At 53.3% G+C, this 14,217-nt stretch carries 13 protein-coding genes; 6 read left to right on the top strand and 7 right to left on the bottom strand.

Going from position 1 to position 14,217, the window contains the following annotated elements; all coding sequences use genetic code 11:
• Positions 1 to 126: 126 nt before the first annotated feature.
• From Q4491_RS07330 to Q4491_RS07315, 4 genes are all read right to left on the bottom strand, one after another.
• Positions 127 to 738, bottom strand: a complete 612-nt coding sequence (locus Q4491_RS07330; RefSeq protein WP_192014872.1) for an alpha-ketoglutarate-dependent dioxygenase AlkB — start codon at positions 736 to 738, stop codon at positions 127 to 129.
• An 8-nt stretch (positions 739 to 746) separates the two neighbouring features.
• Entirely contained in the window at positions 747 to 1,868 is a 1,122-nt protein-coding gene (locus Q4491_RS07325; protein WP_303456052.1) for an endonuclease/exonuclease/phosphatase family protein, read from the bottom strand.
• Between the two features lie 79 nt (positions 1,869 to 1,947).
• Positions 1,948 to 2,442 (bottom strand): hypothetical protein, encoded by a 495-nt coding sequence (locus tag Q4491_RS07320; RefSeq protein WP_192014871.1) that lies wholly within the window; start codon positions 2,440 to 2,442, stop codon positions 1,948 to 1,950.
• A gap of 241 nt (positions 2,443 to 2,683) precedes the next feature.
• A complete protein-coding gene (locus Q4491_RS07315; RefSeq protein ID WP_192014870.1) occupies positions 2,684 to 3,193 on the bottom strand; it encodes an O-acetyl-ADP-ribose deacetylase in 510 nt (169 codons plus the stop codon).
• Positions 3,194 to 3,313: 120 nt separating this feature from the next.
• On the opposite strand from Q4491_RS07315, the gene mobB reads away from it, so the two are divergent.
• A complete protein-coding gene (gene mobB / locus Q4491_RS07310; protein ID WP_192014869.1) occupies positions 3,314 to 3,841 on the top strand; it encodes a molybdopterin-guanine dinucleotide biosynthesis protein B in 528 nt (175 codons plus the stop codon).
• A 55-nt stretch (positions 3,842 to 3,896) separates the two neighbouring features.
• Here the strand turns inward: mobB and Q4491_RS07305 are convergent, their stop codons facing one another.
• The gene (locus Q4491_RS07305; protein WP_192014868.1) at positions 3,897 to 4,361 is read right to left on the bottom strand and encodes an RNA-binding S4 domain-containing protein; all 465 of its coding nucleotides are present in this window, start codon (positions 4,359 to 4,361) and stop codon (positions 3,897 to 3,899) included.
• Between the two features lie 213 nt (positions 4,362 to 4,574).
• Between Q4491_RS07305 and Q4491_RS07300 the strand changes: the two genes are divergently transcribed.
• The 3 genes from Q4491_RS07300 to Q4491_RS07290 all read left to right on the top strand — a co-directional run bounded on the left by Q4491_RS07300 (position 4,575) and on the right by Q4491_RS07290 (position 7,196).
• Positions 4,575 to 5,435, top strand: a complete 861-nt coding sequence (locus Q4491_RS07300) for a hypothetical protein (protein ID WP_192014867.1) — start codon at positions 4,575 to 4,577, stop codon at positions 5,433 to 5,435.
• Positions 5,436 to 5,541: 106 nt separating this feature from the next.
• Positions 5,542 to 6,000: a methylglyoxal synthase gene (locus tag Q4491_RS07295; RefSeq protein WP_192014866.1), complete on the top strand. Its 459-nt coding sequence runs from the start codon at positions 5,542 to 5,544 to the stop codon at positions 5,998 to 6,000.
• Between the two features lie 215 nt (positions 6,001 to 6,215).
• Positions 6,216 to 7,196 carry a zinc-binding dehydrogenase gene (locus tag Q4491_RS07290; RefSeq protein ID WP_192014865.1) on the top strand — a complete coding sequence of 327 codons (981 nt, stop codon included), beginning with the start codon at positions 6,216 to 6,218 and terminating at the stop codon, positions 7,194 to 7,196.
• Between the two features lie 20 nt (positions 7,197 to 7,216).
• On the opposite strand, the gene helD is transcribed toward Q4491_RS07290, so the two are convergent.
• The gene (gene helD / locus Q4491_RS07285) at positions 7,217 to 9,301 is read right to left on the bottom strand and encodes a DNA helicase IV (protein WP_303456046.1); all 2,085 of its coding nucleotides are present in this window, start codon (positions 9,299 to 9,301) and stop codon (positions 7,217 to 7,219) included.
• A 157-nt stretch (positions 9,302 to 9,458) separates the two neighbouring features.
• On the opposite strand from helD, the gene yccS reads away from it, so the two are divergent.
• On the top strand, positions 9,459 to 11,654 hold the full coding sequence (gene yccS, locus Q4491_RS07280; RefSeq protein ID WP_303456044.1) for a YccS family putative transporter: 2,196 nt from the start codon (positions 9,459 to 9,461) through the stop codon (positions 11,652 to 11,654).
• A gap of 124 nt (positions 11,655 to 11,778) precedes the next feature.
• Positions 11,779 to 12,417: a LysE family translocator gene (locus tag Q4491_RS07275; protein WP_303456042.1), complete on the top strand. Its 639-nt coding sequence runs from the start codon at positions 11,779 to 11,781 to the stop codon at positions 12,415 to 12,417.
• Positions 12,418 to 12,509: 92 nt separating this feature from the next.
• Here Q4491_RS07275 and treC read toward each other — a convergent pair whose 3' ends face one another.
• Positions 12,510 to 14,192, bottom strand: coding sequence for an alpha,alpha-phosphotrehalase (gene treC, locus Q4491_RS07270; protein WP_303456040.1), 1,683 nt, complete (start codon positions 14,190 to 14,192; stop codon positions 12,510 to 12,512).
• Between the last annotated feature and the right edge of the window lie 25 nt (positions 14,193 to 14,217).

Raw genomic sequence — 14,217 nt, 5'->3', positions numbered from 1 at the left:
AATGTTCATAGCAACCCCGCAACCATTTAACAACACAATCATAGCAAAGGCGTCGCTGTACACGTCAGCCTGTTGTCATTTAAGCCAGTGGAATATCAGCATTTTTAATTCTGCGGTGCTAAGCAGTTACGTATTAATCCACCGATAAGTCAGATTAATACGTTCATTAAGAGGCTGAGATGTCTTTGGCACGCTGTGCACCCAGTGCGACTGGGTCTGCCCTGCCATGATGAGCAGAGAGCCGTGGCTGAGCTGAAAATCAATTTTCTGCCCCGTGCGGCGATGTTTCAGCAAAAAACGCCGGGTATCGCCCAATGTCACCGATGCAATCACCGGCTCCGGGCCGAGTTCGGGCTCGTTATCCTGATGCCAGCCCATACTGTCCTGCCCGTTACGGTACAGGTTGGCCAGCACCGAATTAAAACGCGTATTAGCCACTTGCTCGCAGGCGGCCTTGATCTGCTGTAAGGCTGACGTCCACGGGTCCGGCTGCATGGTCAGCCCTGAGTAGGTATAGGATGCCTCACCGCACCATGCCTGCAAACGCGGTTGCATAACCCGACGGCCATACAGTGTGATGGCTTCCTGCTGCCAGTCGAGCGTCTGACGCAGCTCACTGAAATAACGGTCTGAGTCGGAAACGGTAAAGAAAGCCGGCGCCCAGAACAGCAAACCGTCATCAATAGCGAGCCACTCGCCCGGCCCGCTCGCTTCACCGAATAAGTCGAAATTGTGCATAACTTTGACTAGTCCTTCACCGCTGGCAAACGTATATCGACCCATACTAGCCGGTGATCAGAGCTGATATCGGCCCGCTCTTTGCCGTCTTCGCCAGTAACCAGTCTGCGCAGTGGATCTTTTTTATCCGGCCAGAACACGCCGCTGTTGAGGACATCAAAATCAGCAGAGGGCAGCACGTAATCCAGTCGCAGTCCGCTCAGGTGTGTCCATTCCGAACTTCTGCCCCGGCGCAATTTCCAGGGCCGGAAAAAACGCCCGCCAAGGCTTTTCGGGGTCTGTTTGCCTTCACTGACAGCCCGGTGAACACGAGGGTGATACAGCAGGTGCCGCAGTGCCAGTACCATGCCTTCGCCGTCATGCAAATCGGCATTGAGATCCCCCAGCAACACAAAAGGCGCGTTTTTAGCCAGACCGCCCGAATTGCCCTGATCATCCATCAGATACGCTTCGTCATTGATGATATCCGTCAAAAGGCGCAGCTCATCATGGTTACGGCGGGCATTACGCCGTTCAGGTCCGTCAAACACAGGCGGCGTCGGGTGGGCGCAAAGCAGCTGAAATCGCTGATGACCGACCTGTACCGGCAGTAAAAGATGATTTTTCGAAGAGACCCTGAGCTGTGCCATCGCTTCCGGGCTGTAATAGCCTTCAGGCATATGGTTATCCGGCATCTGCTGCCACAACAGGGTCTGCCAGCTGCGGATATCCTCTTCAATCAGCGGATAACGCGACAGCACCACGAAGCTGAAATGACCATGATGAAACCCATAGCCCTGGCCATCCTGCGGCAGGGTTCGTTCGCCGTCCCCGTCCAGATCTGCCTCGCACAGCAAGCCGGTATTCGTGGGGGGACAATAACGGTAAGGATAATCAATCGCGACCTGGCCATGTTGCGGCTCGGCCAGATAATAGCGGCAAAAGTCAGTCAGGCCGCCGTCATCGCCTCCCTCGCCGGGGTGATCAAATTCGCACAGTAGCAGGACATCAGGCTGCACATGCTGAATCATGGCTGCCAGCCGGGCAATTCTGGCGTGGCCCGGCTCCGACAGCTTCTGCCGTATCCGGCCGGGAACAGGATCGGACAAGGCGATATTAAATACCGCAACTCTTAAGGTAGGTGTTGGCACAACGCACTCCCAACAGACTGAAATTCAATAGCCTGTATTGATTGTACGCTGTGTTGTTCAGTTGCTCCAGCGCCTGTCGTCAGCCTGGAATATTCACCAGACTGCTGATGGCCTGATAAATCTGCCTGGCGTCATGCATGGCTCTGTGCCTTGCCGGGCCGAGCTCTTCCAGCGCACGCTGAAACCGGGCTCTTTCTATGCCGTTCTCCTGCTGCAGCCAATGGCCGATTTCTGTCAGTGTAAAGGATGGCCGCATATGGGCAGCATGATAAAGCCGCCCCAGCCAGAACAAGTCCCACTGGCTGTCACAAAACACATAATCCAGCTGCCCCAGCACGCTGTTCAAATGCTGGCAGACTTCCAGCACCTGCATACCATGCTGTTCCAGTTCAGAGCGGGGGATCCGGTGAATACGTTGCTCGGCGTAGCTGTCCCAAAACTGCCAGACATCGCCGGCGGTCAGCGGATTGATCAGGATACTTTGCCCACTGCCGTCAGGAAGTACATAACCCACTTCTATGGGGTAGGATTGATCCGATAAACCTGACGCTTCAAAATCTAATGTTGCCCACATTGCACTCTCCCTGATGCTTATGTCGTCCACGGCTCAGCCATTCTGGTTCCTTCCTTACCGGCAAATCCAGACTGCCGGTAAGCTGAGCCGGACATCTCTCAGTGCGCACAGCATAGCTGCAGACAACTCTCATACCCTGAGAACACATCTGCTCTGTGTCACTGGTTACCTTCTCATTAACTGTAGACCCGGGATAATACTTTACCCGCTATTTCATCTGCTTGACGCAGGATTGATACACTTAATCAGACCGCAGCAGACTGTGATAAATGTCGGCATCTTCCTGACTGAAGCAGACAAAGTACACTTTGTCCGGCGAGCTTTGTCCTTCCAGAGACTGGCGGACTGTCTGCACGGCAATACCGGCCGCCTGCTGTGCCGGGAAACCAAATACCCCGGTGCTGATGCAGGGAAAAGCAATCGTTCTGGCGCCTACTTCATCCGCCAGCGCCAGACAGTGCCGGTAACAACCCGCGAGCAATTCGGCCTCATTACGCGCACCGTCCTGCCACACCGGCCCCACAGTGTGAATCACCCAGCGGGCCGGCAGTCGGTATCCGGGAGTGATTTTTGCTTCCCCTGTCGGGCAGCCCTGCAAGCGCCGGCACTCTTCCAGCAACTGCGGGCCCGCCGCTTTGTGAATGGCACCATCCACTCCGCCGCCGCCCAATAAGCTGTTGTTCGCGGCGTTGACTATCGCATCCACATTCAAGGTTGTTATGTCACCCTGCCATACTAATAAATCTGCCATCTCGCTCTCCGGTTTGATCTGACACAGCAAAACGCCAGGGTCCCGGCCAAGGTACTGTGTCGGCACTGACTATCATGTTATTTTAGTGCCAATCTTCCATTAACAGACCAAAGACTGACTATGGCACCCGTTATCGGTTTCGCTGGTTTCAGCGGCTCAGGAAAAACCACATTAATTGAGCAGGTTATCCCGTATTTAAAGCAACACGGGTTACGTGTTGGCCTGCTGAAACACAGTCATCATGATGTTGAGCCGGATACACCGGGAAAAGACAGCTATCGTCTGCGCCATGCCGGCAGCGATCAGCTCTTGCTGGCAACGCCGCATCGGCACATTCTGTTTTTTGAATACCCGGACGATGAAGATCGTGAACCGGCGCTGGAAGATTGCCTGAAGCAGTTGGATCACAGCCGTCTGGACATAGTGCTGGTAGAAGGGTTTCGCGACCAGCCAATCACCAAAATTGAGATTCACAGGCCGGATTACGGCAAACCTTTGCTGTATCGCAAAGATACCAGCATAGTGGCGATAGCCACCAGCGAACCGGGCGACACTCACCCGATTCCTGTGCTGGATTTAAACCAGGCTGCCAGTGTGGCGGCGTTTATTTTGACGTGGCTTGAAAGCGCCGAACCGGCGCGGAACTGACAGCAACTATCGGTTTTGACCACAAAGAGATAACAGTCACTGCAGTCGGCATTATTCAGAACATCAGGCGTTTGCGGCCGGTCTGTTGATCGGCATCTTTGCCAATCGTTGCAGACTTACCTGTATTGGCCTTCTTCTTAGCAGCTTTGCTCGCCGACTGATTTTTAGCTGACGGCTTTTTACCCGACTTAGCCGGGCTATGGCTCGCCTGCTGTTCTTTTTTCGGTTTCGCGACTGTAGGTTTGGCAACAGGCTCACTGACCGCTTCTGTCACTGGCTGATCACAGAGCACAACATAAAACTCACTGTTAAACTCTATGACGTCGCCGTCATAAATCTTACAGCGTTTACGCAGTTCAATTTCACCATTCACGGCGACATAGCCTTCAGAGATCGCCATTTTGGCCTCGCCACCACCTCCGACGGCATTGGCAATTTTCAGCACTTTATATAACTCGATGGGTTGAACAGAAACTTCTATCCCAAGTGCTTCAACTTCTATTTCCTGATCCTGACTCACGGTGCTCGACCTGTTATTACTGAGAATGCTGTGAGTATACCACTTTGCCTTCCCTCTCTGCGCATCATTCCTGCTTTCAATTGAGCCAGCTCTCTGAAGACACCTGCAAGTGTACCGACCACAAGGTTTTGGCCCGTTACATAGAGATAGTGAACTCAATCGGTTATGCTTGTTACAACTTTCACGTACATTCCCATTAACAAGGAAAACATTATGCTGAAACTGCTGTATGCCGCTGTCTTCTGCCTGCTCTTCGCCATACCCGCCGTGGCGCAGGGCACAGAAGAAGCGCCCCCCTACTCGGAGCAGCCAGTGTTAGATAAGCCTCTAATGGAAAGGTATATTCTTGATGAAATGAAATCGCTTCGCCAGGATCAGCAAGATCTGGAACGTCGCTTAACCCTCTCTTTTACCGATCGCGAACTGGCCGTGGCCGACAAGTCGCTCAATTATGCCAATGTGACAGTCACCTATTTTTTCTATCTGATCGCCGGTGCTGCCTCGCTCATCGCGCTGGTGGGCTGGCAATCGCTGAAAGAAATCAAGGTCAATACCAAGAAAATGGCCGAACAGCAGTTAAAAGAAATCACGGATCAGTACGAGAAGAAATTCCAGATGCTGGAGCGGGATTTAAAACGTAAAACCCGGATCATCGCGCAGAACAACAAAGAGATTGAGATTATCAATGAAGTGCATAATCTCTGGCTCAGAGCACAAAGCTCGCAAACCGCCGAGCAGCAAATGGAAGTGTACGATGAGATCCTCAAACTGCGACCGGGCGATCTGGAAGCGCTAACTCACAAAGCGGATGCGGCGATGGAAATCCGTGAGTTCCACTGGGCACTGAGTATCTGTAACCGGGTGCTGGAAGTGGATAATACCAATGCCAATGCTCTATACCAGCGAGCCTGTGCGTACGCTTGCCTGGGGGCAGAAGATCAGGCCGTGTCTGATCTTGAACGGGCCATTCAGGGCAGTGCTTTCTTACGTGAACTGGCGAAAGAAGAGAATGATTTTGAAACACTGCACGGTCACGAGCGATTTGAACAACTGATCACTCACCATAACGAGTAACTTTCTCTGCGTATTATTCTTACATGGGATATTCACTGGACAAGCGAATAACAGCAAGCTTAGTATCTGGTTATACGGAGATTATGCCGACTTAACGGAGTAACACATGCACGCCACTACCCGACAGATGCAAGCCCAGAAACACATTGCCCTGGTGGCTCACGATAACTGTAAAAGCCACTTACAGCGCTGGGTCAATGAGCATAAAAGTAAACTGGAAAATCATACCCTGTATGCCACAGGTACTACCGGGCATCTGCTTTCCAAACAAACCGGCCTGCCGATCAATTGTTTACTGAGCGGCCCTATGGGGGGCGATCAGCAGTTGGGTGCGTTGATTTGCGAAGGCAAAATCGACATGATGATTTTCTTCTGGGATCCGCTGAATGCCGTGCCCCATGACCCGGACGTAAAAGCCCTGCTCCGGATAGCCGCGGTCTGGAATATCCCGGTTGCCACCAACCGTGCCAGTGCCAATTTCATGATAGCGTCCACTATGATGGAAGAAGCGGTGTCGATAGAAATTCCGGACTATGAAGCTTACCTGGCCGAGCGCCTGTCTTAAGAAGCCCGGTATCAGCTCTCGAACTGTCGTAAAGACAACACTCAGGCAGCTCACACCCCGCTTCAACCTATCGTCCCCGCACAGACGGGGACCTCCTGCCGAACTGCGACTCAGATTTCCACATTCTTTCCCGCTTTTCCCGCCAGCAAAGCCATGCGTTTAGGTATATGCTTTAAATCAATACCAAAAACAACCTGTTACCCTCATGGTGGCTTATGAAAGCATGGACTCTGACTGAACCCAACGGACTGGACAGCCTGCAGCTGACACGTACCACCCGCCCCAAACCCGGAGCGGAAGAAATCTGTATCAAAGTGGCCGCGATGGGCCTTAACCCGATTGATTACAAGCTGGCCGACTGGGGATACGCCACCTGGCATTACCCGCAAATTGTAGGTATGGACATAGCAGGCACCGTTGAATCTGTCGGGGGGAAAGTGCGGCAGTTTAAGCCGGGGGACAGAGTATTTACCTTTCTCGACCCGCGTCATTGCGGAGGCTTTGCTGAGTATGTCTGCTGTAAAACGGGCGCCGTCAGCAGGCTGCCTGAAAGAGTCAGTGTTGAACAGGCGGCGGCTTTACCTTCTGCCGGTTACAGTGCCTGGCTGGCTGTGTACGATAAACTCAGGCTGAAGCCGGGGCAGCGAGTTGCGATTACAGGCGCTGGCGGGGGTGTAGGCGGTTTTGCAGCCCAGTTAGCCAAACTGGCCGGGGCCACTGTGTATGCCATTGCCGCTGAAAGGCATCACGCCAGATTACTCAGCTATGGCGTCGATGCCGTCATTGATTCGGATAATGACAATGTCGCCATGAAAATCATTGAATTCACCGAAGATAAGCTGCTGCATGCTGTCATTGACTGCGTTTCTGCCCGTTCAGGCAGCATCATGAGTGCGCTGATCCGCTTCAACGGCCAGATAGTGATGGTGGCTGATCAATTCAATCAGGTCCCCTTACTGGCGACGACAAAAGCACTCAGCATGCATGAAGTGGCGCTGCATGGCACCTATGCTCACGGTGCACCCGAGGATATCCACCATCTGTCTGATATGGGGAACAGTATGAGCAACCTGATTGCCGAAGGAAAACTGGATCCCATGATAGATAAGCTGTTCTCTTTTGAGCAATTGAAGGAAGGGCTGGTGCTGCTGCACAGGCAGCAGCACAGCGGTAAACTGGTGGTGGTACTGGATTAAAATACGAGTGAAGAGCCGTATCAGCTTTTCATTTTTTTTATCTTATTGTTGACCTGATACCTGTCTTCAATCAGTTCATTCACAAATGGTGAGAGGGTTTCCGGGTTGGCGCAGATCCAGACATGCTTTTTCGCCCTTGTCATCGCGACATAAAACAAACGGCGTTCTTCTGCATCGGCAATGCCTTCATTACCACCTGACTGCAGACAAGCCAGCAGCCCCCTGTCCCGATCCTGAGCCGGAAACACACCGCGGTTCACATTGAGCACAAAGACGAAATCAGCTTCGCGTCCTTTACTGGCATGGCAGGTCATGAACTGCAGGTTAAGCTGAGGCCACCGGCTCTGCCAGTCGGCCAGCTTTTCAGGTCGCTGATCATGATTGCGTCCCAGCAGTAACACGCTGGCTTCTTTTTTCACTTTAGAAGCCAGCTGTACCAGCTCCTGTTCCAGCAGATCCTGCGCCAGTAATGTCACCGCTTTTCGCTTCTGCTTTTTCACACTGGTCAGCGACTTTTTCAGTTGCTGCGGATTTTGCTGAATAAACATATTAGCCACTTCACCAATCATGTTGTTGAAACGATAGGTGGTGTCGAGTTCCATGACATGACTGGCGCCAAAACGCTGCTCAAACCCAGTGGTCAGATTGACATCGGCACCGGCAAAGCGGTATATCGCCTGCCAGTCATCCCCAACGGCATACAAACTTGGCGCTAAGTTATCTGTCACCGGTGTCTGGCAGATGGCATCGATCAGTGCCAGCCGGTGAGGCGAAATATCCTGATACTCATCCACCATGACAAAACGCCACTGCGGAATGAATTTGCCTTGTCTGACATACTCAGTGGCCGTCTGAATCATGGTGTTAAAATCAATCTGGCGATTGGCTTTCAGGTACTGGCTGTACACTTTGTAACACGGCCACAGCAAGGCCAGCTCGCTTTTCATCTGAGCTTTATCACCCGTGCCCATGGCACTGTCGACCAAGGCTGACAATACGGCTTTGTTACCGCCCTGCTGGCCCATCAGTTCAATATGACGCCACACCCAGTTCAGCAAAGGTTCACTGCGTGCCTGCTCTTCAATGGAATTGTCGCCACGAAAACCCGGTATACGCCACTGTGTCAGGTGCTTCTGCCAGCGCTTTGCCGCTGTGTCGTTCTGCCACTGATCTTTGAGCAGGGCAGACAGCCACTCATTGCGGGCATGCTCATCCTGCACTAACGGCGACACACCCGGTAATTCACCTTCAACTGCCTGAATAATCTGGCAGCCCAGGCTGTGGAAAGTCGCAACCCGGATCTCCCTGCCGACTTTGTCTTTCAGGCGCTCGCTCATTTCATCCGCTGCTTTGCGGCCAAAGGCTAACATCAGAATATCGTCCGGCTGGGCTTGCTGGCTCGCCAGCAGATAACCGGCCCGGGCTACCAGCACACTGGTTTTGCCTGATCCGGCCCCGGCCAGTATCAGGTTGTGGTCCTGATTCAGCAGCACGGCCTGCCGCTGAGAGTCATTAAGCGGTGACGATTCAATCCGGTCGAACCAAGACGACCACTTCTCGGTTTCTTCCTGCATCCAGGCGGCATTGGTGTCTGTCACCCATTGCGCATTATCGTCGAGCCAGGGGGATATCTGCTCAAAAGCCATGGGACGAAAAGAAGCGGCCAGCTCATCCGTCAAACCGGCCTCTGACAGCGCGTTATGCAGGGAAGATTGCAGATTCAGGTGAGCCGAGCGGCGTTTATAGCCAGGCTGGGTAATAAAGGCGTCGATGCGTGACAGCATCTGCGGCAGATGGGCATCGAGCTTTTCCACCCGCCCTTTCGCCCATTGGCGGTAAGTGTCCACCAGATGGCTGGCGAAAGCTTTACACTCCGCCCAGGGCAAGCCATGCACAGTCCAGCTTGCCGTCTGATCTGCCGAGGTCAGTTCCATCGCGCCCCACAACACCCCGCGGTGCAGCGTCACTGAACCGTCCCAGTCATCAAATGACAGGACTTCACTGTTTTGCAGGCTTTCCAGAACAACCTGTTCTTCATCCAGCTCAATACTGCAATAATCGCCCTGCACTAACCATTGTGCGAGCCAATTGGCCGTTAATCGCATTGTGTTACCTGACACCTTGATTCACTCAGCGAGAAGATTATCAAGAACTGCGCACAGACCATAGCGGTAAGCGCTTTATTTACGTAAAATTTGAGACAAAAATGCCCGCTGCTTCAATGAACAACCCTGTTTATGATCAGCTCCGACCGGATACCCGATGACAAAATTTTCTCTGCAGACCACTTTTCGACGTTACTGGGCAAAAGACCGCCTTCACCTCAGTGCCCGCGTCGCATTAGCTTTGATAGGCGCTGTCGTACCCTGCTGGTATCTGAATGCAACCACGGCTGTCACACCACTGGTGCTGGGGATCATTGCAGCCGCACTGGCGGAAACCGATGACAACCTGACAGGCAGGCTGAAAGCCCTGGCAATGACCTTGCTGTGTTTCCTGATAGCCTCGCTATCGGTTGAGCTACTGTTCGATTACCCGGCGCTTTTTGCCATCGGGCTGTTCTCATCCAGCTTTGGCTTCATAATGCTGGGCGCAATGGGCACCCGGTATGCCAGCATCGCCTTTGCTTCTCTGCTGCTGGCTATCTACACCATGCTGGGTGCCGAGAGCAGCCAGAATTTATGGTTTCAGCCCGCCTTGTTGCTGAGCGGTGCCATTGGCTATGGCTTGCTATCGCTATTGTGGCAGATGCTTTGGCCGAATCAGGCAGTACAACACAGCCTGGCCAGTGTCTTTACTGCCCTGGCCGATTATCTGGATGATAAAAGCCGCTGGTTCCGCCCGGTCGACAGCCTTGATCCGCAGCAACTGCGTATTCAGGCTGCAGCCAGCAATGCCAGAGTGGTGTCGGCACTCAATCAGGCCAAACAGACGCTGCTGAACCGGGTTAAACGGGTACAACACAACCAGCGAGGCCATCGCTTTCTCAGCCTGTATTTCCATGCGCAGGATATTCACGAACGTATCAGCTCCTCTCACCAGCGCTATCAGGATCTGGCAGCGACATTTCGCCGCAGTGACATATTGTTTCGTTTTCAGGATCTGATGCAGCAGCAGGCAACGGCATGCCGCAATATCAGCAGCAGCCTGGCAATGGGCAATTACTACCGGCACAGCCTGAATAACAGTCTGGCGCTGGACGAGCTGAAAGAGTCCCTCAGCTTTCTTAAATCACAGAATAATCCCGAATGGCGCGCCTTCCTGACACAACTGGACTATCTGTTCAACAACCTTGCGACTATTGAACGTCAGCTCGCCAACCTGAATAATCCTGACGTGGCTGAAGCGCAGGAAGATACTGAACTGGCTGATTCTGAAGCCCATACTGTCTCCGGTTTATGGCAACGGGTGAAAAGCCAGCTGCACACCGACAGCCAGCTGTTTCGCCATGCGGTACGTATCGCCACGGCTTTGACGATAGGCTACGGCGTGATTCATGTGCTGGACTTACAGCACGGATACTGGATTCTGCTCACCACACTGTTTGTCTGTCAGCCCAATTTCAGCGCCACACGCCAGAAACTGACGCAGAGGATCATCGGCACGCTTGGTGGCCTGCTCGTCGGTCTGCCGCTGCTGTACCTGTTTCCCGGTCAGGAAGGCCAGCTGGTCTTAATGGTACTGGCGGGGGTGGCCTTTTTCGTGCTCCGTAACCACAAATACACCCTGGCGACAGGGTTTATCACGCTGCTGGTGCTGTTTTGTTTTAATCAGCTAGGGGCCGGTTTTGCAGTGGTGCTGCCCCGTTTGGGGGATACCTTACTGGGCTGTCTGCTGGCCGTACTGGCTGTGGTCTTTATTCTGCCGGACTGGCAGTCGCGCCGTTTACATAAAATCATGGCGGCCGCGGTCACCACCAACCGCGATTATCTGGCACAGATCATCGGGCAATACAGGATCGGCAAAAAGGACAGCCTGAGCTACCGTGTTGCCCGCCGCGAAGCCCACAATACCGACGCTCAGCTCAGTACCGCCATCAGCAATATGCTGGCAGAGCCGGGCCGTTACCGGCTGGCTATTGAAGAGTGCTTTCGTTTTCTTACCTTAAATCATGCGATGCTGAACTACATCTCGACCTTAGGTGCCCACCGCACGCAGATCGATGAGCACAAAACGCACAAGTTAATTGCGCAGGCTCACAGTCAGATCCATATTCAGCTCGATACGCTGGCCCAGCAACTGGCCGACAAACAATGTGCGCCGCCGCCGGAATCAGACAGCAGCCTAGAGCAAGCACTGACAACCTGGCGGGAAGGGGATGATCAGTCAGTACGCCTGATCCTGCAGCAGTTGTTTCTTATTCAGCGCATGATGCCGGAGCTGTATTCACTGGCCAATAAACTGGCCGCCAGAACGCAGCAGGTCAGCGACATTGCGGTAGCACAGAAAACCAGATAATCAGCCCTTTTCACTGATAAAAAATCAGTCAATCACACCATCTCAGGCGTATATTTTCTTCATTTACGTCTGAGATGGTATAGAATCCCGTCCCTCTTACTTTCCTGATTCACATTCACAGACAATGATTGATTTCACTACACTGCCCTTATACCTCACCGCGGTGGTTGCCCTGTTGCTGGTACCCGGTCCGGATATGCTGCTTATCGCCAGCTCCAGCCTGAGTTATGGCAAACGCGTCGGCCTGTTTGCCAGCCTGGGCAATGCCACGTCCGGACTGGTACTGACCGTACTGGCTGCGATGGGGGTCTCTGCGCTCATCGCCATGAATCCCCTGGCACTGGAGGCACTGCGTTTTCTGGGCGGTGCGTACCTGTTAAAGATGGGCTGGGACTGTCTGCGCAGCACACCGGCTGACTCCCCCACCGTTGGCAGGCAAAATGGACTGGCCCGGGCGCTGTATCGCCGCGCTGTCGTCAGCAATCTGCTTAACCCGAAGGCCTTGATTTTCTTTGTGCTGTTTCTGCCTCAGTTTGTCTCCGGCCAGATTGAAGCCAGCTCAGGTGAGCAGATGCTGGTGCTGGGTTTACTGCTGAACATTATGGGGCTGACGTTTAATCTGCTGCTGGTCGTGCTGGCGGGCACCCTTGGACGGCCATTACTGAATAACCCGGCCTTCCGGGCTAACCAGAATAAGTTCATGGGTTGTATCTTCATCGTGCTGGCCATCTGGCTGCTGCTTTCTCAGTTGCCGCAGGTGTAACAAGCACCACCGCCTGAGGCGCTGGTTTAGCAATACAATGAAAAATGGCCTCCTGATCCCAGTGAGGCCATTCCTTTATGGTGACTGCGGATTCAGGTAAATAGCCAGATCCGGCTTTCAAAAGGCCGCAGCCTTCCGGTCAGGCTGATCTCACCGGCTTGCTCATCGTTATAGTTCGCCAGCAAGGTTTCCCCCCGGCTGACAGGCAGATCAGACAAACAGCTCAAATCAAACGCTACTCTGTCTGCACTGTAGTTATTCAGGCAGATCAGTACCTGACCATCGCACTGCCTGCGATACACATGCAGAGCCTGATCGTCCGGTAATAAATCCGTGTAATCGCCGTCTGCTATCACAGCGATTTTCTTACGCAATGCAATCAGCTGCCGGTAATAGTGGAACACGGAATCCGGATCGGCTACCGCCTGCTCCGCATTGATAGCCGGGAAGTTCGCAGCAACGTCAATCCAGGGGGGCCCTTGGGTAAAACCGGCATGAGGATGGCTGTCCCACTGCATCGGGGTGCGGGAATTGTCCCGCGAGCGCTCGGCCAGAATCGCCAGCGCATCCCGCTCGCTGATCCCCTGCTCCTGAGTCAGAATCCGGTACATATTGATGCTTTCCACATCACGATACTGAGCGATATCCGAGAACCCGGGATTGGTCATACCCAGCTCCTCGCCCTGATACACATAAGGGGTGCCCTGCATCATATGCAGTGACGTGGCGAGCATTTTGGCTGACAGTTCACGGTATACACCATCATCGCCGAACCGGCTCACCACCCTTGGCTGATCATGGTTACACCAGAACAAGGCGCCCCAGCCTTTGTCATGCAAACCCTGCTGCCAGTGGCTGAACAGCTGTTTCAGTGCCAGAAAATCCATCGGCGCCAGTTTCCATTTTTCGCCATTCGGATAGTCGACTTTCAGGTGATGAAAGTTAAACACCATCGACAGCTCTTTGCCGTCCTTGGCTGAATACTGTTGGCAATGTTCCAGTGTGGTCGAGGACATTTCCCCCACAGTGACCGAACCATACTGCTGAAACACATCCGCACTGATCTCCTGAAGGTATTGGTGCACTTTCGGCCCGTCGGTATAAAAACGCCGGCCGTCGCCTGAGTCGTCGTTCGGGAAGTCCTGCTGTTTGGAAATCAGATTGATGACATCCAGACGGAAACCGTCCACCCCTTTCCCGGCCCAGAAACGGATAACCTGTTTCACTTCCTCACGCACTTGCGGGTTTTCCCAGTTCAGGTCGGCCTGCTCTTTGGCAAACAGGTGCAGGTAATACTGCTGTGTCGGTTCGTGCCACTGCCAGGCATTGCCGCCAAATTTTGACTGCCAGTTATTCGGTTCGCCGCCATCCACGGCATCGTGCCAGATATAGTAATCACGATACGGGCTGTGCTTATCCGCCAGTGCCTGCTGAAACCAGATATGCTCAGTCGAGGTATGGTTCACCACTATGTCCATAATGATGCGGATTCCCCGCTGGCGGGCGGCATCCAGCAGACGGTCGAAATCTTCCATGGTGCCGAAATCCGGATTGATACTGTAGTAGTCGGAAATATCGTAACCATTATCAATCATGGGCGAGGCGTAGACAGGGGTCAGCCAGATTGCATCCACTCCCAGCGTCTGAAGGTAACCCAGACGTTGCGTAATACCTTTAATATCGCCCGTGCCTTTGTTGCCGCTGTCGGCAAAGCTCTTGGGGTAAATTTGATAAACCGTCGCTGTTCGCCACCAGGGCTGAGCTGTCTTAGTCATGTTGCTTAACCTGTACAGAAAAAAC

This window comes from Photobacterium sp. 2_MG-2023 (assembly GCF_030547675.1).
GTDB classification, from domain to species: Bacteria; Pseudomonadota; Gammaproteobacteria; order Enterobacterales; family Vibrionaceae; genus Photobacterium; species Photobacterium arenosum.
Note: the sequence above shows the minus strand (reverse complement) of the source record. Positions and strands in the feature narration are given on the sequence as shown.

What these genes read in the sequence shown, in the direction of transcription:
- Q4491_RS07330 (WP_192014872.1), bottom strand. Translation starts at nt 738, where the DNA reads ATGCACAATTTCGACTTATTCGGTGAAGCGAGCGGGCCGGGCGAGTGG.
- Q4491_RS07320 (WP_192014871.1), bottom strand. Translation starts at nt 2,442, where the DNA reads ATGTGGGCAACATTAGATTTTGAAGCGTCAGGTTTATCGGATCAATCC.
- Q4491_RS07315 (WP_192014870.1), bottom strand. Translation starts at nt 3,193, where the DNA reads ATGGCAGATTTATTAGTATGGCAGGGTGACATAACAACCTTGAATGTG.
- mobB (WP_192014869.1), top strand. Translation starts at nt 3,314, where the DNA reads ATGGCACCCGTTATCGGTTTCGCTGGTTTCAGCGGCTCAGGAAAAACC.
- Q4491_RS07300 (WP_192014867.1), top strand. Translation starts at nt 4,575, where the DNA reads ATGCTGAAACTGCTGTATGCCGCTGTCTTCTGCCTGCTCTTCGCCATA.
- Q4491_RS07295 (WP_192014866.1), top strand. Translation starts at nt 5,542, where the DNA reads ATGCACGCCACTACCCGACAGATGCAAGCCCAGAAACACATTGCCCTG.
- Q4491_RS07290 (WP_192014865.1), top strand. Translation starts at nt 6,216, where the DNA reads ATGAAAGCATGGACTCTGACTGAACCCAACGGACTGGACAGCCTGCAG.
- helD (WP_303456046.1), bottom strand. Translation starts at nt 9,301, where the DNA reads ATGCGATTAACGGCCAATTGGCTCGCACAATGGTTAGTGCAGGGCGAT.
- yccS (WP_303456044.1), top strand. Translation starts at nt 9,459, where the DNA reads ATGACAAAATTTTCTCTGCAGACCACTTTTCGACGTTACTGGGCAAAA.
- Q4491_RS07275 (WP_303456042.1), top strand. Translation starts at nt 11,779, where the DNA reads ATGATTGATTTCACTACACTGCCCTTATACCTCACCGCGGTGGTTGCC.
- treC (WP_303456040.1), bottom strand. Translation starts at nt 14,192, where the DNA reads ATGACTAAGACAGCTCAGCCCTGGTGGCGAACAGCGACGGTTTATCAA.